The organism is Streptomyces sp. NPDC041784 (assembly GCF_055591025.1).
Genome location: NZ_JBVJAB010000036.1, coordinates 47,063 through 67,835 on the forward strand (window position 1 = coordinate 47,063; position 20,773 = coordinate 67,835).

Below are 20,773 nucleotides of genomic sequence, written 5' to 3' on the forward strand. Positions count from 1 at the left end.
GGAGGGTCTCCCTTCCCCCCCCCACCCCCCCCCCCCCCCCCCCCACCCCCCCCCCCCCCCCCCCCCCCCCCCTCCCCCCCCCCCCCCCCCCCCCCCCCTGGCCCGGTCTGGGTCTCAAGCCGGCTGTCGTGCCCGACGGGCCAGGAGCTTGCCCAGTTCCCACACGGTGAGCAGGGCCAGGGCCGACAGGAGGGTCCAGCCGAACTGGCGGAGGTTGATCGGGGTGGTGCCGAGGATGCGCTGGAAGCCGTCCATCTGGGTCACCAGGACGGCGAGCACGAACTGGGCCAGCGCCACCCAGTTCATCTGCTTGCTGTCGAAGGTCGCCGGGGTCAGCACCGAGTCCGTCTCGCTGCGGCACTCGAACGCGGCGACGACCAGGCAGAGCGAGAACGCCGTGAACGCCATCGACTGGCCGACCGCCTCGCTGTCGTAGCGCGAGGTGCCCAGCTCGATCAGGCCCAGCAGGATCACCGTGATCGCCAGTCCGGCGAGGCCGACCGTCACCATCACGGGCCGGGTGAGCACCGACTCGCCGCGCGGGCGCGGACGGCGCCGCATCAGCCCGGCGCTCTCCTGGTCGAAGCCGAGCGCGAAGCCGAACGAGGCGTTGACGACGAAGTGGATCCACAGCACCTGCGGCGGGGTGAACGGCTCCCCGGCCGCGATGTTGAAGATGGTCGCCCCGAGGAACGTCAGCACGAAGGTGACGAGCAGCAGCAGCACGAACCGGATGTACTTGGTGAGGTTGTCGTAGATCTTCCGGCCCTGCTCGACGGCGTAGACGATCGTCGCGAAGTTGTCGTCGGAGAGGATCATGCGGCCGGCGTTCTTCGCCACGTCCGTGCCGCTGCCCATGGCGATGCCGATGTCGGCGGCCTTGATGGCGGGTGCGTCGTTGACGCCGTCGCCGGTCATCGCCACCACATGGCCCTTCTTCTTGAGCAGGTCGGCCAGCAGCACCTTGTGCTCCGGCGCGACCCGCCCGACGACGCCGATGTCGTCGATCCGGGCCAGCTGCTCCCGCTCCGGCAGCGCGGCGAAGTCGGCGCCGAGCACCGCCTCGCCGGGGATGCCGAGCTGCCGGGCGATGGCGGCGCCCGTGGTGACGTCGTCCCCGGTCACCATCCGGACCCGGATATGGGCGTCCTGGGCGCTCGCCACGGCCGCCCGGGACTCCGCCCGAGGTGGGTCGACCATGCCGACCAGGCTGGTCATCCGCAGCTCGGTGACGAGAGAGAGGAGATCGCCGTCGGGGTCGAAGCCGTCCGGGTCGAGGTCGCGGACGGCGGCCGCCATCACCCGGCGGCCCTCGCCGCCCATGTCCTCGGTCCGCTCCCGCGCGCGCCGGCTCAGCTCCTCGTCCCACGGCACGCTCTCCCCGGCCGCGAGCGCGGTGGTCGCCCGGGCCGTGACCGCCGGGACGGCACCCTTGACGAAGCAGCGCACCACGGGCCGGCCCGCCGCGTCGACGGCCGAGTGGAAGGTCGCCATCAGCTTGTACGTCGGGTCGAAGGGCAGCGTGGCGAGCCTCGGGAACCGCTCCCGGGTGGCGTCGATGTCCAGCCCCGCCTTGTGGCCGAGGACGAGCAGGGCGCCCTCCGTGGGGTCGCCCACCACCTCGCCGTCCACCAGCTGCGCGTCACTGGCGACGACGTACGGCAGGATCGCGTCCTCCACGCCCGCCGAGCGCCCGGCGGCGTGCTGGATCCGGCCGGTGAGCCCGTATCCTGTGCCCGAGACGGTGTAGCGGTCGGTGGGGGTGAGCACCTCGACGACGGTCACCTGGTTCATCGTCAGCGTGCCGGTCTTGTCCGAGTTGATCGCCGAGGTGAACGCCAGCGTCTCGACCGAGGGCAGCTCCTTCACGATCGCGCTGCGCCTGGCCAGGTTGAGGCTGCCGACGGACAGGATCGCCTGGGTCACCGTCGGCAGCGCCTCCGGGATGGCCGCGATGGCGAGCGAGACCGCGCTGACGAACAGCGCGTCCCAGGCCTGGTCGCGGCTGCGGCCCATCGCGAACATCACGATCATGGTGAGTCCGGCGGCGGCCGTGATCCACACGGTCAGGGTGTTGAGCTGCCGGGTGAGCGGCGGCTCCTCCTTGGCGGTGGCGGACAGCATCCCGGCGATCCGGCCCAGCTCCGTGCCCGCGCCCGTGGCGGTGACGACGAGGACGGCACTGCCGTGCGTCACCGGGGAGTTCATGAACGCCATGTCGGTCTGCTCGCCGGGTCCGAGAGCACCGCCGGTGAGCGGCTCGGTGTCCTTCGCGGCGGGCACGCTCTCCCCGGTGAGCGCCGACTCGTCGATCTGGAGGGCGTGGGCCTCGATGATCCGCCCGTCCGCCGGCACCTGGTCGCCGGCGGCGACGAGCACGATGTCGCCCACGACGAGCCCCTCGGCCGGGATCTCCGACTCGGTGCCGTCCCTGCGCACCCGCGCGGTCGCCTTCATCATCGACTTCAGCGCGTTCATGGCGCTCTCGGCCCTGCCCTCCTGACGCAGTCCGACGACCGCGTTCAGCAGGGTCAGCGCGACCAGCAGGATCGCCGTGCTCCACTCCTGGATGGCGAGCGAGACGATCGCGGCGCCCACCAGGACGATCTGCATGTAGCTGCGGTACTGGTCGAGAAAGCGCCGCCAGGCGGGCGGCGGCTTTTCCTCGGGGAGCGCGTTCGGGCCGTGCGCGGCGAGCAGCTCGGCCGTGCGGGCGGAGGAGAGCCCGGCCGCCGGGTCCACTCCGAGGGCCGTGGTCACGTCCTGCGCCGACCGGGCGTACCAGTCCGCACGCTCGGCCGGCTCCTGCCGGGGCGTCGCCATGGCCTAGCCCTCGGCCGGCCGGTGCCGGGCGGCGTAGGGGTCCGCCGCGGCGCCTTCGGGTGCCTCCGCCTCCAGCTCCCGCTTGGCGACGAGCAGGTCCTTCCTGGCCTCCTTCGAGACGGTCGGGTACTGGGGGTCGATGTCCATCAGCGTGTGCGCGAGCACGGCCGCCGTGCAGATCCGCGCGAACCACTTCCGGTCCGCCGGTACGACGTACCAGGGCGCCCACTTGGTGCTGGTGGCGGAGAGCATCTCGGAGAAGGCGAGCTGGTACGCGTCCCAGTGCCGGCGCTCCCGGACGTCGGCCGCGGAGAACTTCCAGTTCTTCTCGGGCAGATCGATCCGCTTCATGAACCGGGTGCGCTGCTCCTCCTTGGAGAGGTTGAGGAAGACCTTCACGACCCGGAACCCGTTGCCGGTCAGATAGCGCTCCCAGTCGTTGATCTCCCGGTAGCGGCGGTCCCAGATCTTCGCCGTCCGCCCGCCGTCCGGCAGCCGCTGCCGGTCGAGGACCTCGGGATGGACCCGTACGACGAGGACCTCCTCGTAGTGCGAGCGGTTGAAGATCGCGATGTCGCCGCGGGCGGGCAGCCGGGCGGCGTAGCGCCACAGGTAGTCGTGGTCGAGTTCCTCGGAAGAGGGCACCTTGAAGCTGCTGACCCGCACACCCTGCGGGTTCACTCCGCTCATGACGTGCCGGATCGTGCCGTCCTTGCCGCCCGCGTCCAGCGCCTGGAGGCACAGCAGCACGCCGTACGTGTCCTGCGCGGCGAGCCGCTGCTGGTACTCGGCGAGCAGGGCGACGCCGGTGCGCAGCAGTTCGACGCCTTCCTTCTTCTTCAGGCGGGCCTTGTACCGGGGGTCGAAGTCCCGGGCCAGATCCACCTCGGAGCCCGGCTTCACGCGCAGCGGTTCGATGAGACGCGCGATGCGTTCGGCCCTGCGATCCGCCATGGCCGACCGCCCTTCTCCCCGAGCACGGGTCAACGGGTCTAGGGGTCTAGGGGTCTAGGGGTCTAGGGGTCTAGGGGTCTAGGGGTCTAGGGGTCTAGGGGCTACCCGACGGCGGCCACGGGGCCTTCTCGGGGTGCGGTGGGCACGGTGGGGGTGGCGGGGGTGGCGGGGTTTCCCGGGACCGTGGGCGGCCCGGCATCGAGCACGGCCCGTGCCCGCCGTTCGGCGAGAATCGGCACGAAGGACCGGATCCTTGCCTCCCGGAACACCTCGCACGCGTCCCGGACCACCGCCTCGACGGTGGCCGCGTCGACCGAGCCGTAGACCAGGACCAGGCGTTGCACCACGTCCCGCACGGCATCGTTCTCGTCCCGTCTGGTCGCCGACCGCATGACGCTCACGACCTCCCGAGTTCGAGTCCCCCGAACGGCTGGCCACCACAGGGCAACTCCACCCACATTCTCCGACCGCCACGACAAGATCGCCCGCCGGGCGGGGCCCGGTGGTCAGCCCTGGCCCCGGTGGTCAGCCCCGGCCCCGGGCCGTTTCCACGAAGGCTGTGATCAGGGCCGGGTCCTTGACGCCGCGGGTCTGTTCGACGCCGCTGGACACGTCGACGCCCCAGGGGTGGGCGGCGTCGAGCGCGGCCCGTACGTTGTCGGGGGTGAGGCCGCCGGCGAGCAGCCACTTCTCGCCGGGGGCGGGCGCGGGGCCGCCGGACCAGTCCCAGGCGACACCGGAACCCGGCACGGGGGCGTCGAGAAGCAGCAGGTCCTCGCCCATCTCCCCGCAGCGCGGCACGGTGTCCCCGAACGCCGCCGCGCGGATCAGCGTCCAGCCGCCCGCCGACAGGTCGTCGTAGTACTCACGGCCCTCCGAACCGTGCAGCTGGACGGCTCTGATGCCCGCCTCGACCGCCACGGACCGCACATCGGCCAGGGGCTCGTCGCGGAAGACGCCGACCGTCAGCACATGCTCCGGCACCCGCCGGATCAGCCGCGCGGCCGTCGCGGCGTCGATCCGCCGCGGGCTGGCGGAGAAGACGAACCCGATGGCGTCCGCCCCGGCCTCGACGGCCGTGTCGACGTCCCGCTCGGTCTTCAGCCCGCAGATCTTGATGAAGAGGTGATCACTGGAGTTGCTCACGTCCCCAGCCTGCCGCATCGGGGCCGGTGAGCGGGACGGCGGGCGTCGGGTTCAGCGCCATGCCCCGGACAGGCGCCGCGTGACGACCGAGCCGAGGACGCGCAGACCGTCGGTCGAGCCCGGATCGATACCGGTCAGCTCCCGCACGCGGCGCAGCCGGTGGTCGAGGGTGAGAAGGAGATCCGGTCCGGGCTCCAGGCGCCCGGCCACCGTACGGAGCCAGTCGTCGGCGAACGGCACCTCCGCGAGGCCACGGACCTGGCGATCACCCTCACCGGCACCTGATCCCCACCTCCTATGACGCTCGCTGGAGAGCCGCGAGCCGCGAGCCGCGTACGCCCACCTTCTCCGGCGAGCGTCATAGGAGCGGGTGCCCGAGCAGCCGCCCGAGCTGATCCCCGTAAGCGGTTACGTAGTTCTACCGACGTGGGCCGGCCCCGCCGGTCGGTACCGTCCGGACAGACGCCACGACCGTGCGTCGACGACCGCGCGTCAACGGCCGTGCGTCGCACCGCAGTTCAGGGGGGTCCGTGCTCGGCTGTCTGGCTGTCCTGATGTTCCTCGTCCTCGTCGGCGAGTTCCTCGTCCTCCCGGTCTGGATGCACGACCTGATGGCGACCCAGACACCACCCCAGGAACTCGGTTTCGGCGAGACCGCGCTGCTGAGCCTGGCGTCCCTGCTGACCGCGCTGCTGGTCGTGTGGCCCGCGGGCCGCCGCCGACCGGGAAAGCTGTGGGCGAGCGTCGGCCGCGCGGCCCTGCTCCTCCTGCTCTGCATCGCCGCCGCACTCTGGCTGCGCCGGCAGATCGGCACGGACAACTGGAGCCTGGTCTCCTCCGCCGAGAGCCTGACGGCGGGAGGGACCGCCCTCGTCTTCCGGCGCCTGCTGCGCCGCTGGGAACGCGGCCGCCCGCTGCCCGGAGAGGTCTGGCTCGCGCTGGTGCCGTTCCGGGAGCGCGACCAGGAGGACCGGCACTACTGCGTGGTCGTCGGCCGCGGCGTGACGCACGCCCGGGTCCTCCAGATCACCTCGCAGAACAAGGACGGCCGTCCCGGATACGTCCGCATCCCCAACGACGGCTGGGACTTCCACTCCGGCAAGGACCACTGGATGGAGCTGGGCCCGGCGCCGCGCGAGGTGCCGTACGGCAAGTTCCTCAAGGACGTCCGGCAGGGGACGTGCCCGCGCGTCACCTGGCGGCAGATCCGGGCCGGCTACCCGGAGCAGGACGTCCGGCATCTGGCCCTGGCCGGGTTCCGGCGGGTGCGGGGCCGGATCGCCCGGCTGCGGGCCGAGCGTTCGTCGGCGTGAGGTGACGTCACGGCGTCATGATCATGCCCTCATGGCGCCGTGACGTCACGGGACGTCCTACAAGGTGACCTGGCGCCCGCCCAGCGTCACCACCAGCTTGCCGTCCGAGGCGAGCGACCAGCCCAGGGCCCCGGAGTACGAGGCGCACCGGGAGCCGTTGGTCCCGGTCCAGAACTGGTTGGAGCTGTCGGCGTCCCCGATGGTCTTGTCGTTCGACCCGCTCACGCTGAACCGGCATGAGGTATTGCCGCGGAACACCGAGGTCCCGGCATCCCACGAGTAGTTGCGCTGGGTGTTGTCGATGCTCAGGTTGTTCGAGACGGCCATGGAGCCCGGGTTGCTGTTGTAGGTGAACCCGTGCTTGCCGTTGTGGAAGGCGATACTGCGCCGTACCACGTGGTTGACGGCGATGTCGTCGCCGCCGAGCTTGTAGCCGTTGCGGTCGCCGTTCCCGGCCTGGGAGCCGTCGCTGAGGGTGCCGTTGTCGTACGACAGGGAGTCCTCGATGGTCACCGGGCCGATCGCCCCGGTGTCCGGCTTGGTGTAGAGGTCCCAGCCGTCGTCGATGTTGTGGTGCGCGACGGCGTACCGGAAGACGTTCCCGGTCCCGGTGGTGAGCTTCGCGGCGAAGCCGTCGGCGTCCTCGCCGTCGGAGTCGGCGTTGTCGTGCGACTCCGCGCTCAGGATCAGGTTGTCGGACGGCCACTCACCGCTCGGGCTGCTGGAGGAGATCCGGCCGAGCTGGAGCCCGGTGTCCCGGTTGTGGCGGGTCACCGTGCGCTCGATGACGTTGTCGCTGCCGCCGACGTAGATGCCGTTGTCACCGGCGCGTTCGACGACGATGCCGTACACCCGCCAGTAGGAGCCGTACAGCTGGAGTCCGCGGTTGGACGAACTCTCGCTCTGTGCCGAGAAGTTGAGCACCGGTGTCTCGCCCGGGTAGGCGGACAGCGTGGTGCGCGCGGCGGAGGTGCCGTTGTTGGTCTGCGGGATGGTGATCGTCGACGTGTGGTTGTACGTCCCGCCGCGCAGGTAGATCGTGCCGCCCGCGGTGACCCGGCCGATCGCCGAGGTGAGGGTGGTCGGGGCGGACTGGGTGCCGGCGGCGCCGTCGGTGCCGGTGGGCGAGACGTAGATCGCGCCGCCGGTGGGCGGTGTGGTGCCGTCGGTGGTCGTGGCCTCGACGTGGTCGACGTTGGGCAGGCCCTCGGCGGTGGTGGGGCTGAGCCGGACGGTGTTGCTGCCCGCGTTGAGCGTGACGGTGAGCGTCTTGGTGACCCAGGTCGACCATGCGCCGGTGGCCTCGAAGGACGGGGTCTGCACGGTCGTGCCGTTGACGACCAGCGAGGCCGGGCGGGCGGCGGTGGTGCCGTTGGCGAAGCGGACGTTCAGCGTGGCCGTGCCGGCGGTGGCCGCGTTCACGGTGAACTGGGCGTAGCCGCCGGTGGAGTTGGTGCCGTTGCAGAAACCGGTTCCGGAATATCCGGCCCAGTCGGAGTCGATGGTGCCGGTGCAGACCGCGGGCGAGGTCTCGGCCTCGTAGCGGACGGTCGCGGCCTGGGCCGTGGTGCCGGTCAGGGCGACGAGGGCGCCTGCCAGCAGGCCGGCGCTCGCGATGACGGGTCTCAGAAGCATCGTGGTTCTCCATCTCCAGGACGGTGCGGGGCGTCTGCCAGAGCTTGGAAAGCGCTTTCCCCCGGAAGCTAGGGGGATCGACCCGAGCGGGTCAAGAGACTGGTACCTGTTTTCTGTTCACATGGATAAACGGTGAAGGCGTCGCGATCGCAGCACGGACACGGTGTTGTCGCCGATGACTGGACACTGCTGTCCCCATACATGAACACGCCGTACCCGGGCATCCGGACACTGCTGCGGTCGTCACCCGCACCCCCGCACGAGACAATGAGGGTTCCCCCGCGGTAGGTGAGGTGGTGGCGATGCCTCCCTGGCATCTGCGCGACTATCACGACGACGATCTCGACCAGGCCATCCAGATCTGGGACCAGAGCCGTCAGGCCGACGACGAGGACCGGGTGTTCTCCGTCTCCGAGGTGATGGCCGCGGCCAAGGCCGGTCAGCCGGCGGTGGTCGCGGTGATCGGCGACGAACTGGTGGGCATGGCCGTGGCGCAGGCCCACGGCAGGCGGGGATGGATCCTCCTGGTGGCGCTTGCCTCCCGCTGGCGCGAGCGCGGCATCGGCAGCGCTCTCCTCGCCGAGCTCGAACGGCGCCTGCGGTCCCTCGGCGTGCGCCACATCAGCGCGCTGCTGCCCGCCCGCGCCGCCGGCACGAAGGCTCTGGAGAACTCCGGCTACCGGTCCCGCGACGGCTTGACCTACTACGAGAAGCTCGAACCGCCCGGAGCCGCCGACACCGATGTCCTCGCGTCACTGGGCGGCCGGATGCTGCTCGGGGGCCTGTGGGACGCCATGGCCGGCATGGACCGGGAGAAGCAGGTCGTCGAGCGCCGGGTCGTGCTCCCGCTGACGGAGCCCGCGCTGGCCGACCGTTACGGTGTCGTCCCGCCCAAGGCGATCATCCTGTTCGGCCCTCCCGGCACCGGGAAGACCAGCTTCGCCAAGGGCGTCGCCTCCCGGCTCGGCTGGCCGTTCGTGGAGCTCTTCCCCTCCCGGCTCGCGGCCGACACGAACGAGGGGCTGGGCGCGGCGCTGCGGGAGGCCTTCGCGGACCTGGCGGAACTCGACTCGGTGCTGCTCTTCATCGACGAGGTCGAGGAGATCGCCGGCGTGCGGTCCGGGAAGGCGGTCGATCCGGGACATGGGGTGACCAACGAGTTGCTCAAACTGATCCCTGTCTTCCGCGAGCACGACGCGCGACTGCTGGCCTGTGCCACCAACTCCGTGCGCTCTCTCGACCCGGCGTTCCTGCGGCCCGGCCGCTTCGACTACGTCATTCCCATCGGACCGCCCGACCCGACCGCCCGCGCGGCGATCTGGGCCCGCTATCTCAGCGCCGCCGGCGACTCGGTGGACCTCACGCAACTGGTCGAGGCCAGCGAGCTGTTCACCCCGGCCGACATCGAATTCGCCGCCCGCAAGGGCGCGCAGGCCGCGTTCGAGCGCGAGGTCACCCACCGACTGGACCGGCCGGCCACCACCGAGGACTTCATGGCGGCCATCGCCGACACGCGGCCGACGCTCACCACCCAGGCGATCAAGGAGTTCACCGAGGACATCGAGAAATACAGTCGCCTCTGAGATCGCCACGCGGACTGAGTTGATCGGCGTCGCGGGCAGAATGGACGCGTGCCGTCTTTCGATCGGATCCGTCTCCGGCTGCCTGGTGGCGCCCGCGCCGACGCTGCGCTGGCCGGCGGGGTGTTCGCGTTGGTGGCGCTCGCCGAGGGGCAGCGGCTGAGCGACGGCGGGGGCTCGACGGCATCGCTGATCGGGTCCTGGCTGTTGATCACGGCGGTGTGCGGAGCGGTGTTGTTGCGCCGCCGGTATCCGGTGGCGGTGGGCTGGTTCACGGTGCCGGCCACGGGCGGCTACTACGTGCTGAGCGACATCGACGGTCCGCTGGTCGTGGTTCCGATCGTGGTGTTGTACGCCATCGCTGCCCAGGGCCGGCTACAGGCGGCCGTCGCGATGGCGGCGGCGATGGTGATCGGCGTGTTCGCGGGCACCCTTGTGGGCAACAGCGATGTCACCGGCACGGCGGTGTTCATGCTCACCGGCTGGCTGGTCGCTGTGGTGGCCCTCGGCAGTGTGCGGCACGGCCGGGTGGCGTACGCCGAGGAGGAGGCGCGGCTGCGGGCCACCGAGGAGCGGCTGCGCATCGCCCGCGAGTTGCACGATGTGATCGGGCACAACATCTCGATGATCAACGTGCAGGCGGGTGCGGCACTGTACCGGTTGAAGATGGATCCGGCTGCCCGGGCCGAGGAGGCGCTCGACGCGATCAAGGCGAGCAGCCGGGAGACCCTGCGGGAGCTTCGGGCCACCCTCGGCGTGCTCCGCCGGGTCGACGAGGAGGCGCCCACGGCACCCGCGCCGGGGCTGGCCCGGGCCGACGAGCTGGTGGCTTCCGCGAAGCTGGCGGGGCTCGAGGTGCGGATCGCGGTGACCGGGGCTGAGCGCTCGCTGCCCGCTCCGGTCGACCTGGCCGCGTACCGGATCGTGCAGGAGGCGCTGACCAACGCCGCCAAGTACAGCGGCGCCGGGCGGGTCACGATCCGACTGGCCTACGGGGACAGCGAGCTGACCCTGGCCGTCGAGGACGACGGCCGGGGCGCTGCGGCCCGCCCGGCCGGGTCCGGTGGCGGTAGCGGGATCACCGGCATGACGGAGCGGGCGCGGGCACTGGGCGGCGAGTTGACCGCGGGTGCGCGACCGGAGGGCGGATTCGCGGTGCGGGCCCGGCTACCGTACGGGACCACAGGAGAGCCGATGGAGCGGAGTGACCGATGATCAGGGTCCTGCTGGCGGATGACCAGCGGCTCGTCCGGGCCGGGTTCCGGTCGATCCTGGAGGTCCAGGACGACATCGAAGTGGTGGGAGAGGTCGCGGACGGGCAGGCCGCGGTCTCGGCTTGCCACGAGCTCCGGCCGGACGTGGTCCTGATGGACATCCGGATGCCTGGAATGGACGGTCTGGAAGCCTCCATGGAGATCGCCGGAGATGAGCGGCTGGCGTCCGTGAAGGTGGTCATCCTGACGACCTTCGATCTGGACGACTACGTGTACGGGGCGCTGCGCGCCGGGGCGACGGGCTTTCTGGTGAAGGACACGGAGCCGGAGGAACTGCTGCACGCGGTGCGGGTTGCCGCCCGCGGTGATGCCCTGATCAGCCCGTCGGTCACACGGAGGCTCATCGCCGAGTTCGCGGGCCGGGTGAAGGGCCCCCAGCCGGATTCCCGGCTCGACCCTCTCACCGACCGGGAGCGCGAGGTCATGCAGCTGGTGGCCGCGGGGCTCACGAACGACGAGATCGCGGCGCGGCTGGTGCTGGCCACGTCGACGGCGAAGACGCATGTCAGCCGGATCATGTCGAAGCTGGGGGCGCGGGACAGGTCCCAGGTCGTGGTGCTGGCGTACGAGTCCGGGATGGTCAGCCCGGGCTGGCTGGCGGAGTAGCCCGGCCGGCGGGACGGACGGCGCACCCGGCACTCCTGGGGTATGACGCGGCGGCGGCCTCCATCCGCTGGGGTACGCCCGGTGTCAGCCGCAGGCCGACGATTCGGCCCCCCTCGCGCAGGCACGATCGAGGGCATGAACGCACCCCCCTTCCCCGGACGGGCCACAGCCGCATGCGTCGGCGCGCTCGTCGGGGCCGCCGCCGGAATACTGCTGGTCACGGCCGCCGGGGCCCTGGCCTTCGAGGTCGGCGGCGTGTTCGCCGCCCTGGGGATCGGCGTGCCCACGTTGTGCGGCGCCGTGGTGGGCGCGCTTCGTCAGCCAGGCCACTCACGCTCGAATCCGAGGTAGCCACCCATGTCTCCCACCCGCGGCGCAGCCGCGCCCATTGCCCCGCCCACACCACCCGGCCGGCCGGATCGGCCGCGCGGCGGCCGGTTCGGCGCCCTGGCCGGTTGGGCGCAGCGTCACCGCTGGGCCGCCCTGCTGATCTGGCTGGCCGTCCTGGCCGCCGTCACGCTGGGGTCGCAAGCGGCAGGCTCCGCGTACAAGAACGATTTCGCTCTGCCGGGCACCGACTCCCAAGCGGCCACCGACCTGTTCACGAGGCACGGTTCCGACCAGGCCGGCGACAGCGTCGACATCGTGCTCAAGGACAGCCAGGGCATCGACGGCCGCGAGGCCGCCGTGGAGAAGATGCTGGCCGAGGTGAAGGGACTGCCGGGCGTCGCCGATGTCCGCAGCCCGTACGCCGATGCCTCCGCAGTGTCCAAGGACGGCACGATCGCCTACGCCACCGTGACTCTCGACGGCAAGGCCGAGGCCGTGCCCAAGGAGGACGTCACCGCGATCATCGACACCGCCAAGGGTGCCGAGGCGGACGGGCTCCAGGTCGAGCTCGGCGGCGATGCCGTGCGCGGCGCCGAGGACAAGGGAAGCCCGACCGCGGAACTCGCCGGCATCGTGGCCGCCCTGATCATTCTCGGGCTGCTCTTCGGCTCCCTGGTGGCGGCCGCCGTGCCGCTGCTCACCGCCCTCTTCGCGGTTGGCTCCGCCCTTGGCCTGATCGTTCTCGCCTCGCACGTCCTCACCATCGCCGACTTCACGCCGCCCATCACGATGCTCGTCGGACTCGGCGTCGGCGTCGACTACGCCCTGCTGATCTTCTACCGCTACCGGCACGAACTCACCAACGGCGCCGACCCGGATCAAGCCGGGCGCAAGGCCCTGGACGCCGCCGGTCGTACGGTCTTCTTCGCCGGCTGCACCGTGATCATCGCCCTGCTGGGCCTGGTCGCGCTCGGCCTCGGCTCCCTGCAGGGCGTGGCTCTCGCCCTGGCACTGACCGTGCTGGCCACGATGGCCGCCTCGCTCATTCTGCTGCCCGCACTGCTGGCGCTCTTCGGCAAGCGCATCCAGCGCCATGTGCTCAAGCACGCGGCCAAGAGCGCGGCGAAGGGCACAGCCGAAGGTCGCCGCTGGCGGACCCTGGCCGCAGCCGTACAGCGCCGTCCGCTGCCGTCACTGCTGGTGGCCGTCCTTGCCCTGCTGGCCCTGTCCGCACCGGCCCTTGGCATGCGTCTCGGCTTCGCCGACGCCGGCAACGACCCGAGGACCACGACCTCCAGGCAGGCGTACGACCTGCTCGCCGAGGGCTTCGGCCCGGGTTTCAACGGTCCGCTGGTCGTCTTGGCGCAGGGCGACGAGGCCGCCGGCAAGGCGGTACGGTCCGCGCTGGCCAAGGCCGAGGGAGTGGCGGCGGCCGGCCCCGCGATGCCCTCCGAGGACGGCGCCCTGTCCACCGTGATCGTCTACCCGAAGACAGCACCGCAGGACGAAGGCACCACCGACCTCGTGCACCACCTGCGCGACGACGTGGCCCCGGGCCTGGAGCGCGACACCGGCGCCAAGATCCTGGTCGGCGGTGCCACCGCCGCCTCCCAGGACTTCGCGGACACCGTCTCGAAGCGGCTGCCGCTCTTCGTCGCCGTCGTCGTCGGACTGTCGTCCCTGCTGCTCATGCTGGTCTTCCGGTCGGTCCTGATCCCCGTCAAGGCAGCCCTGCTGAACCTGATCTCGATCACCGCCGCACTCGGCGCCATGACCCTGGTGTTCCAGCACGGCCTGTTCGGGGTGCAGCCGGGGCCGATCGAAGCCTTCCTCCCCGTACTGATCTTCGCGATCGTGTTCGGGCTCTCCATGGACTACGAGGTGTTCCTCGTCTCGCGCATGCATGAGGAGTGGGAGCGGACGAAGGACCACTCCCTCGCGGTACGGGAAGGACTGGCCTCCACCGGCAAGGTGATCACGGCGGCCGGGGCCATCATGATCGTGGTGTTCGGCGCCTTCATGCTGAGTGCCGACCGGATGCTCCAGCAGTTCGGCCTGGGCCTCGCCGTGGCGATCCTGCTGGACGCGGTGGTCATCCGCTGTCTGATCGTCCCGGCCGTCATGCTCCTGCTGGGCAGGTGGGCCTGGTGGCTGCCTGCCCCGCTCGCCCGGCGCCTGCCCGAGGTGGCGCTCGAACGCCCCGCGGAAAGCTGACGCCCGGTCAGGACGCTCGGCAGGTCGAGCCGACGTGATCGGCCTCTTCAGCGCCTGAGGGGGCCGATCTCGATGGCGAGTGCGAGTGCGAGTGCGAGTGCGAGTGCGAGTGCGAGTGCGCCGAGTGCTTCCTCATGGCCGGCCCTGGGGTTGACGTCGCTTTCCGGCCCCCGCGCGGTAGCCGGGCAGCGAGGGCCAGCGGACCGTCAGGACGACGGACTCCTCCTCCGCGTACCAGGAGTGGTCGACGCCCCGGCCCCACACGACGTAGTCGCCCTGCTCGGCGAGGAGGACACTGCGCCCGGGAAGCTCCACGCGGAAGCGCCCGCTGACGAGGACCAGCAGGGCGGTGCGTTCCTCGCCGGTCACCCACTCGGCGCGCTCGTCGCCGCGCGGGTGGACGCCCCATTTGATCTCGACGTCCTCGCTGTGCCGGGGATCGGCGGGGTCCTTGAAGTGGCCGAGCAGCCACCCCCGGTCCAGAGCGGCGTCCTTGCCCGCGTTGCCGACGTACACCGTGTCGCTCATGGACCGGGAACGTAGCACCCGCCCCCGGCCTGCCCGAGCGAGCCCAGTTCGTACAGGAACGACTCCGCCAGCAGCTCGGCGTCCTCGGCACCCGAGTGGGTCGTGACGCTCAGGGTGTGGCCGCGCGCGCAGCCGCCCAGGGCGAAGGTGACCGTGTCGACCGGCGGGATCATGGGCACGAGGCTGATGTGCCGCAGCCGGCGCCCGGCGAGGGTCCGGCCGGTCTCGCGCAGATGGACGTACGAGCAGGCCGCGGGGGCGTACTCGGCGGCGAAGAGCCGTCCCCGGGCCAGCGCCTGGATGGCGGCCGGAAAGGCCGAGAAGGCGCCCTCGACCAGCCGTTCCGCCGGGTTGCGGCGCCGGGTCACGGTGGTCAGCAGCCCGGTGCAGGCGGCGAGCCGGGCGGACGGCTCCGCCAGGGTGACGGGGGCGGGCACACGAACGTTCGTGAAGGCGTTACCGAGGAAGTCGCCGTGGCCGGGCGGGCGTTGATCGACGGGGACGGAGAGCCAGACCTGGCGGGAGACGTCGGTGCCGGCGTCGACGCCCGTGAGCAGACAGGAGCGCAGGACGCCCGAGACGGCGGCCAGGAAAACCTCGTTGGTGGTCGCCCCGCGCCCGCCCGCGGCCCCGCGCGCCGCACGCACCACCTCGGGAGGCAGCCGTACAACTGTGTACGCCGGCCGGCGGTCGCCCTTGCCGGGCAGGGGCACCGGCAGTCCGACGGAGAGCATGCCCGGACCGCCGACGGCCGCCCGCCGGAGCGCGCCGGGATCCGCGAGGGACGCGGGGCCGTTCACCGGCGGCGCGCCGTCGAGGAGGGCGCGCAGCAGGGTGGTCAGGGAGCGGCCGTCGAGCAGGCTGTGGTGCATACGGAACAGCAGGGTGAAGTCGCCCTCCGCCGCGCCGCGCAGCACATGGAGGTGCCAGGGCGGCCGGCCGTCGGGGAGGGGCGTGTGGAACCACTCGCGCACCGCCTCCCGCAGGGTGATGTCCTCGTGGCGGATCCGCTCCGCCGGGTCGTGGCCGTCCACCGGCAGCCAGCGGTGCCGGCGCGCACCACGGTCGTCGCGGACCAGCAGCTGCGCGAGCCGGGGCACGGCGCCCCAGCGCTCCGCCACCAGTCTCCGCAGTTCACCGGGGGTGGGCGGGGCACCCGTGAAGTCCAGGGCGATCCCCGCGTTGGGCGGGCCGTACGGCCAGCGGGCCATGCCCTCCTCCATGAAGGGAAGGTGCGATCCGGGCATGGCTGCTGCTCCTGTCGTGGGGTCCGGGTACCCCAACGGCCCGGCGCCGCAGCCGGTCACGCTGTCAACGCGCGGCGTTCCCACGCTCCCTGATGGAGTGACCTTTCGGCGCGGGAGGGTCACGGACCGGTCCGGCGGGTCGTTGTGCAGAACCGCGCACTCCAGCGCCCCATAACAGGAACAGGACCTACGCAACGTGTCTGGCACGAGACCCGCTCATATCGCCGTCGTCAACCTGCCGATGCACGGGCACGTCAATCCGACCCTGGGGGTGGTCGAGGAACTCGTGCGACGGGGCCACCGGGTCACGTACGCGATCACCGAGGACTTCGTGCACCAGGTCAAGGCCGCGGGCGCGGAACCGGTGGTCTACCCGGTGGACCCGGGCGACGGCACGGAGCCGCCGGAGCGCCTGGCCGAGGGTTTCGCCCTGGCCGTCCACGCCTCGCTGGGCTCCCTCCCGGCGCTCACCCGCGCCTACGCCGCCGACCGCCCCGACCTGATCCTCTACGACGTCTACGGCTTCGCGGGCCTCCTCCTCGGCGCCCAGTGGCGGATCCCCACGGTCCTCTTCTCCCCCACCCACCTGTTCTACGACGACCTCGTCCAGGAATTCTTCGACGGCGCCCCCGGTCTCTCCGCCCTCCCCGGCTACGCCGAGCTGGCCGCCGCGTTCACGGAGCGCGGCCTCGACAGCTCCCGCATCCACGAGATCGAGGCCGCGCCGTACGCCGTCGCCACCCTGCCGCGCACCTTCCAGCGCCGCCCGGACACGGTGGCGGCCCGCCGCGTCGCCTACGTCGGCCCCGCCCTGGACGACCGCTCCTACCAGGGTGCCTGGCACCCCCCGCACCGGGGCGCCCCGGTCCTGCTGATCTCCCTGGGCTCCCAGTTCACCCGCCGCCCGGACTTCTACCGGGCCTGCGTGGAAGCGTTCGCGGACGGCGACCAGCACGTGGTGATGGCCGTGGGCCCCGGCGTCTCCCCGGACCGGCTCGGTCCGCTGCCCGCCCACGTCGAGGTGCACGAGCACGTCCCGCAGCTGGCCGTGCTCGGCCACGCCGACGCCTTCATCACCCACGCCGGGATGGGCGGCACGATGGAGGCCGTCCACCACGGCGTCCCGATGGTGGCGGTCCCGCAGATGGCCGAGCAGCGGGTGAACGCCCGGCAGATCGAGAAACTGCGCCTCGGCCTGCACCTCCCCCGCGAGCGTGCCACCCCCGAAGCGCTGCGCGAGGCGGTACGGCGGGTGACGTCCGCGCCGGAGATCCGCGCCGGGATCTCGGCCCTGCGCTCCGAACTCACCTACGCGGGAGGAGCGAGAACGGCGGCCGAACTGATCGAGGAAGCCCTCGGGGGAACCCCTTGACCCCAGCCGTGGCATCCGCCACCCGGCCTCACCTCTACAGCCGCCCGGTCCGCATGAGCGACCTGGACTCCTTCAACCACGTCAACAACGTCCGCCTCCTGGAGATGATCCAGGACGCCCACATGGACCTCCTCTACCTCCAGCAGGGCCGTCCCGGCCAGGAGGTCCGCCCCAGCATCGTCTACGCCCGCCACGAACTCGACTACACCGAGCCGCTGGTCCCCGAACCGGACCCGGTCACCGTCCGCACCACGGCCACCGCGATCCGCCGCGCCTCCTTCACCCTCCTCACCCACATCACCCGCGGCCCCCGCACCTACTGCACCTGCGTCAGCACCCTGGTCGCGTACGATCTGTCGGCGCGGCGCTCACGCCGGTTGGACGAGGGGGAGTTGGCGGTGCTGGCGCGGTACACGGCGGGCCCGTGATCACCCGCCGTTCGCCACGTACACGGCGTACGGCAGCAGGACGGCGGGCAGGGTCAGCAGGCGGGGCGCGAGGGGGAGTCCGGCGATCCGGGGCCGCAGGTAGTCGTACAGAAGCAGCAGGAGCACGCTGAGGACGCCGAACAGGATCAGCCCGATCAGCACGAACCCGCTGTCCTCGATCTGGTTGTAGGTGCAGCCTTCCAGCCCGGAGCGGCCGAGGTCGTCGTTGCCGCAGTGCCCGTGCGCGGAGTACCAACGCGCAGCGAGCAGGGCGACGCCGACGGGGAGGCCGATCAGCAGGTGCGCCAGGGTGGACGCGGCGTATCGGCCGACCTGGCGCGTCACCTGGCGGCGTACGCCACGAACTCCGTCCAGGCCCGGGGGGCGAGGGCGAGCTGAGGGCCGTCGGTGACCTTGGAGTCGCGGATGTGGATGGTGGTGGGGGTGGGGGCGACGGCTACTTCTACGCAGGAGTCGCCCTCACTGCCGCTGCTGTAGCTGCTCTTGAACCACGCCAGATCGGTTTCGCGGGTCATGTTTCCCCCAGCAGTTGCTCGATGAAGGCCAACGACTCACGTGGAGTGAGTGCCTGAGCCCGGATGATGCCATACCGCAGTTCAAGGATACGGAGCTGCTTCAGGTCGAAAACCGCTCGGCCGTTGGCCACCGCAGGCGAGCGCCCCAGGGCCGACCCGTCCCCGAACTTCAGCACTTCAATACCGCCGTCCACCCCGGCATGCTCCTGGCGTTCCATCGGCATCACCTGAAGCTCAACGTTCCGCAACCGGCCTGTCTCCAGGAGGTGTTCGAGTTGGCGGCGCAACGCCGCCCTTCCTCCGAGGGGTCGGCGCAGCGTCCACTCCTCCAGCACAAAGCTGAGCTCCGGCATCGGGTCCCGCTCGAAGACGGACTTGCGTCCCACACGGGCGGCGACGAACCGCTCCACCTCTGCCTCGGTGTATGCGGGGCGCCGCATCAGGAGCAGCCCCCGGCCATACTCCGGCGTCTGCAACAAGCCGTGGATGCTCAGCGGGTCGTACAGCTGAATCTCCACCGCCTTCGCCTCCAGCTCCGCGATCTCCCGCACCTTCTTCGGGTACTGGACCTTCTTGACGTCCTGCTTCATCGCGGCGATGAGCCCACCCGCCCCCAACACCTCGTCCGCCCTGTCCAGATACTCCGGTCGAGGGATCCGCTTGCCGCTCTCGATCTTGTACACCAGGTCCTCGCCGTACCCGACGGCCACGCCGAACTCGGCGGCCCGCATCCCCACGGCCTCGCGCCGCAGCTTCAACTGCCGCCCCACGGTCGCGACGACCGCGACTCCCCAGTCGTCGTCCGGATCCACCTCCCATCCCGGCTCGTCCGCCTCGCTCCTGAGCCGTACCGCCTCGCCGTCGACCTGCGTCATGCCGCTCCCCTCCGACGTACCGCCGCCGACAAGCCCGGACACCACCGGACAACCAGCAGACAGTGACCGTACGCAACCGCGTTGTCACTGTTCACGGTAAGCGCAGCCCGCCACGCTAAGTGACGTGATCCAGGAAACCGCCCAACTCAACTCCCCCCTCCGCAACTTCGATGTGCGCCTGTCTCCCACGCCCCGCGGGGCCCGCCTGGCCCGTCTCCTGGCGACGGAACAACTCCGCTCCTGGGGCCTGCCCTTGGACCCGGCGGCGCTCATCGTCGCCGAGCTGGCCGCCAACGCGGTGACGCACGGTCGTGTCCCGGGCCGGGACTTCGGCCTCCTCCTCTACGTCATCGGCGACACCCTCCGTATCGAGGTCACGGACACGCGCGGTGACCGGATGCCGTACGTGCCCCAGGCGCCGGCGGACGCCGAGTCGGGCCGAGGGCTGCTGCTCGTGGACGCGTTGGCGGACCGCTGGGGAGTGTTCGAGGGGCTGCGGCCACGCAAGACGGTCTGGGCGGAGGTACGCGTCCGACCGGAACCCGCGTTCTCGCGTTCCGGTGCCTCAGGCGATCTCTTTCCAGCAAGAAACCGGGGAAAGGAACCCCACCAAGCCCCACCCCTCCCGCCCGCGGATCAAACTCACTCGGGCGAGTGAAAATCACCAACTCGGCTGGAACGCGACCTGCTCCCCACAGACGTACGCGAGGCCCTGACCAGGGACCTCCCGCAGGATCCCCTGTACCGCCCCGCCGCCCTCCTGGCCCACCGCCTGGCCGCCCAGCTCCCGCCCCCGCCCCCGTTCCGAGCCCCCGCACCACCACCGCCCGTCCGGCATCCGCTCCGGAACTGCGAAGGCTGCGACCGCGGCTACCGAGGCCCCGACCCCGTCTGCTGCCGCGTCTGCCGAACCGATCTCCCGGAGGCCGCCTAGCATGAACGTGACGATCCTTGCCCCTGGGCACAGACGACGAGGAGCGAGCGCCATGACCATCGCCCCGGACGACGCGCAGCAAGGCGCCTCCCACCTGTGCCGGGCCATGCGCGACTTCGTGGAGTCCACGGACGGCCCCCTCCCCGGAAAGTTCGAGATCACCAAGGAAGGGATCGTCCTCGACATGATGTCGCCTGTGCGGCCGCACGAACTCACCGCACTCCGTCTCCGGAAACGCCTGGAGAGGTCATGCCCGAGGAGATCGTGGCCCACACGGGCGAGTCTGATGTCGAGGTGGAACCAGAGGGCATCATGCGCCGCCCCGACACCATGGTGATCGCCGAGGCGGACATGGAGGGAGAGGGGTCCTTCGACCCTCGTACGCTCATCGCCGCCGTCGAGATCGTCTCGCGCTCCAACCCGGACAACGACTGGGTCACCAAGTTGCGCGACTACCGTTCCTCAAGACTGAGCGGGAGTGAGTCCTGTTGCCAGGTCTCGTGCTCAGCCGAACGCCCCGAACGGTGTTGGGGGTTCTGGTTGCCCGCGTTCGCTCCGCGTCCGGGCGGCACGGATCGTGTCCGTGGTCCGGGGACGCGGGGGCGGGTTCCCTCACGCCCAGGCACACGCCGACCGGCCTGGACGGTCCGATGCCCCTGCTCATCACTCCGGTGAGCAGGGGGCGGTGCCGTCCGTCGCCGGATCGGGTGTCCCTGAGCGCGCCTTCCGATCGCCACAGCGGCAGCATCGTGGCGAGTGGTCTTGCGGGTTGCGGTGTTGAGGGGCTTCTGCCAGTGCTGGGCGCCCCATTTCGAGGTGTAGGCCGGGTCGACGGCGATGACCGCGATCCTCGTCCGGTCCGCCATCGACGTCAGCCGGGCGTGGAGCTTGCCGGTGGGCATACCGGAGATCAGCTGTCGAAACCGCTTCCGTCGTCCATGTTTCTCCCGGGTCTTCTCGGTCGCGAAGTCCAGGTCC

19 protein-coding genes and 4 pseudogenes are annotated in these 20,773 nt (G+C 71.2%); 11 read left to right on the forward strand and 12 right to left on the reverse strand.

All coding sequences use genetic code 11. The annotated features are described in order from the left end of the window. Window positions 1-114: 114 nt before the first annotated feature. From ACZ6D7_RS41250 to ACZ6D7_RS41270, 5 genes and pseudogenes are all read right to left on the reverse strand, one after another. Window positions 115-2,823 (reverse strand): cation-translocating P-type ATPase, encoded by a 2,709-nt coding sequence (locus tag ACZ6D7_RS41250; protein ID WP_469502385.1) that lies wholly within the window; start codon window positions 2,821-2,823, stop codon window positions 115-117. Window positions 2,824-2,826: 3 nt separating this feature from the next. Then, on the reverse strand, window positions 2,827-3,777 hold the full coding sequence (locus tag ACZ6D7_RS41255) for a polyphosphate kinase 2 family protein (RefSeq protein ID WP_469502387.1): 951 nt from the start codon (window positions 3,775-3,777) through the stop codon (window positions 2,827-2,829). Window positions 3,778-3,878: 101 nt separating this feature from the next. Further along, window positions 3,879-4,169, reverse strand: coding sequence for a three-helix bundle dimerization domain-containing protein (locus ACZ6D7_RS41260; RefSeq protein ID WP_469502435.1), 291 nt, complete (start codon window positions 4,167-4,169; stop codon window positions 3,879-3,881). A gap of 133 nt (window positions 4,170-4,302) precedes the next feature. Then, window positions 4,303-4,941 (reverse strand): phosphoribosylanthranilate isomerase, encoded by a 639-nt coding sequence (locus ACZ6D7_RS41265; protein WP_469502390.1) that lies wholly within the window; start codon window positions 4,939-4,941, stop codon window positions 4,303-4,305. Window positions 4,942-4,974: 33 nt separating this feature from the next. Continuing rightward, window positions 4,975-5,172: pseudogene (locus ACZ6D7_RS41270) on the reverse strand (PucR family transcriptional regulator); the annotation flags it as partial. Between the two features lie 281 nt (window positions 5,173-5,453). Here ACZ6D7_RS41270 and ACZ6D7_RS41275 point away from each other — a divergent pair. Continuing rightward, entirely contained in the window at window positions 5,454-6,236 is a 783-nt protein-coding gene (locus ACZ6D7_RS41275) for a hypothetical protein (protein WP_469502392.1), read from the forward strand. A 57-nt stretch (window positions 6,237-6,293) separates the two neighbouring features. On the opposite strand, the gene ACZ6D7_RS41280 is transcribed toward ACZ6D7_RS41275, so the two are convergent. After that, entirely contained in the window at window positions 6,294-7,871 is a 1,578-nt protein-coding gene (locus tag ACZ6D7_RS41280; protein WP_469502394.1) for a carbohydrate-binding protein, read from the reverse strand. A 302-nt stretch (window positions 7,872-8,173) separates the two neighbouring features. Here ACZ6D7_RS41280 and ACZ6D7_RS41285 point away from each other — a divergent pair, with 302 nt between their 5' ends. The 5 genes from ACZ6D7_RS41285 to ACZ6D7_RS41305 all read left to right on the forward strand — a co-directional run bounded on the left by ACZ6D7_RS41285 (window position 8,174) and on the right by ACZ6D7_RS41305 (window position 13,875). Then, a complete protein-coding gene (locus ACZ6D7_RS41285; protein WP_469502396.1) occupies window positions 8,174-9,454 on the forward strand; it encodes an ATP-binding protein in 1,281 nt (426 codons plus the stop codon). Between the two features lie 48 nt (window positions 9,455-9,502). After that, window positions 9,503-10,666, forward strand: a complete 1,164-nt coding sequence (locus tag ACZ6D7_RS41290; RefSeq protein ID WP_469502398.1) for a sensor histidine kinase — start codon at window positions 9,503-9,505, stop codon at window positions 10,664-10,666. Then, complete coding sequence (locus tag ACZ6D7_RS41295; protein ID WP_469502400.1) at window positions 10,663-11,331, forward strand: response regulator; 669 nt, start codon at window positions 10,663-10,665, stop codon at window positions 11,329-11,331. The genes ACZ6D7_RS41290 and ACZ6D7_RS41295 overlap by 4 nt, the downstream gene beginning before the upstream one ends. 135 nt (window positions 11,332-11,466) lie before the next feature. Next, the gene (locus ACZ6D7_RS41300) at window positions 11,467-11,682 is read left to right on the forward strand and encodes a hypothetical protein (RefSeq protein ID WP_469502402.1); all 216 of its coding nucleotides are present in this window, start codon (window positions 11,467-11,469) and stop codon (window positions 11,680-11,682) included. A 6-nt stretch (window positions 11,683-11,688) separates the two neighbouring features. Beyond that, on the forward strand, window positions 11,689-13,875 hold the full coding sequence (locus ACZ6D7_RS41305; protein ID WP_469502405.1) for an MMPL family transporter: 2,187 nt from the start codon (window positions 11,689-11,691) through the stop codon (window positions 13,873-13,875). Between the two features lie 132 nt (window positions 13,876-14,007). Here ACZ6D7_RS41305 and ACZ6D7_RS41310 read toward each other — a convergent pair whose 3' ends face one another. Together ACZ6D7_RS41310 and ACZ6D7_RS41315 are read right to left on the reverse strand one after the other, a co-directional pair. Continuing rightward, window positions 14,008-14,403 carry a cupin domain-containing protein gene (locus ACZ6D7_RS41310; protein ID WP_469502408.1) on the reverse strand — a complete coding sequence of 132 codons (396 nt, stop codon included), beginning with the start codon at window positions 14,401-14,403 and terminating at the stop codon, window positions 14,008-14,010. Further along, entirely contained in the window at window positions 14,400-15,650 is a 1,251-nt protein-coding gene (locus tag ACZ6D7_RS41315; RefSeq protein WP_469502411.1) for a wax ester/triacylglycerol synthase domain-containing protein, read from the reverse strand. Before ACZ6D7_RS41315 ends, ACZ6D7_RS41310 begins: the two co-directional genes overlap by 4 nt. Window positions 15,651-15,846: 196 nt before the next feature. Between ACZ6D7_RS41315 and ACZ6D7_RS41320 the strand changes: the two genes are divergently transcribed. Both ACZ6D7_RS41320 and ACZ6D7_RS41325 read left to right on the forward strand, forming a co-directional pair. Further along, window positions 15,847-17,022 (forward strand): macrolide family glycosyltransferase, encoded by a 1,176-nt coding sequence (locus ACZ6D7_RS41320; RefSeq protein WP_469502413.1) that lies wholly within the window; start codon window positions 15,847-15,849, stop codon window positions 17,020-17,022. Window positions 17,023-17,030: 8 nt separating this feature from the next. Continuing rightward, complete coding sequence (locus tag ACZ6D7_RS41325) at window positions 17,031-17,450, forward strand: acyl-CoA thioesterase (protein ID WP_469502416.1); 420 nt, start codon at window positions 17,031-17,033, stop codon at window positions 17,448-17,450. On the opposite strand, the gene ACZ6D7_RS41330 is transcribed toward ACZ6D7_RS41325, so the two are convergent. Genes ACZ6D7_RS41330 through ACZ6D7_RS41340 form a run of 3 tightly spaced genes read right to left on the reverse strand, consistent with a single transcriptional unit; the run spans window position 17,451 to window position 18,861 of the window. Further along, window positions 17,451-17,795 carry a hypothetical protein gene (locus tag ACZ6D7_RS41330; RefSeq protein ID WP_469502418.1) on the reverse strand — a complete coding sequence of 115 codons (345 nt, stop codon included), beginning with the start codon at window positions 17,793-17,795 and terminating at the stop codon, window positions 17,451-17,453. Beyond that, entirely contained in the window at window positions 17,792-17,986 is a 195-nt protein-coding gene (locus tag ACZ6D7_RS41335; RefSeq protein WP_469502420.1) for a DUF397 domain-containing protein, read from the reverse strand. The genes ACZ6D7_RS41330 and ACZ6D7_RS41335 overlap by 4 nt, the downstream gene beginning before the upstream one ends. Beyond that, entirely contained in the window at window positions 17,983-18,861 is an 879-nt protein-coding gene (locus tag ACZ6D7_RS41340) for a helix-turn-helix domain-containing protein (RefSeq protein ID WP_469502423.1), read from the reverse strand. Before ACZ6D7_RS41340 ends, ACZ6D7_RS41335 begins: the two co-directional genes overlap by 4 nt. A gap of 124 nt (window positions 18,862-18,985) precedes the next feature. Between ACZ6D7_RS41340 and ACZ6D7_RS41345 the strand changes: the two genes are divergently transcribed. The 3 genes and pseudogenes from ACZ6D7_RS41345 to ACZ6D7_RS41355 form a co-directional block, all read left to right on the forward strand. Next, window positions 18,986-19,519, forward strand: a complete 534-nt coding sequence (locus ACZ6D7_RS41345) for an ATP-binding protein (protein WP_469502426.1) — start codon at window positions 18,986-18,988, stop codon at window positions 19,517-19,519. A gap of 15 nt (window positions 19,520-19,534) precedes the next feature. Further along, window positions 19,535-19,795: pseudogene (locus ACZ6D7_RS41350) on the forward strand (helix-turn-helix domain-containing protein); the annotation flags it as partial. Window positions 19,796-19,847: 52 nt separating this feature from the next. Continuing rightward, window positions 19,848-20,251, forward strand: a pseudogene (locus tag ACZ6D7_RS41355) (Uma2 family endonuclease); the annotation flags it as partial. Here ACZ6D7_RS41355 and ACZ6D7_RS41360 read toward each other — a convergent pair. Next, window positions 20,248-20,773, reverse strand: a pseudogene (locus tag ACZ6D7_RS41360) (IS200/IS605 family accessory protein TnpB-related protein); the annotation flags it as partial. The pseudogenes ACZ6D7_RS41355 and ACZ6D7_RS41360 overlap by 4 nt on opposite strands.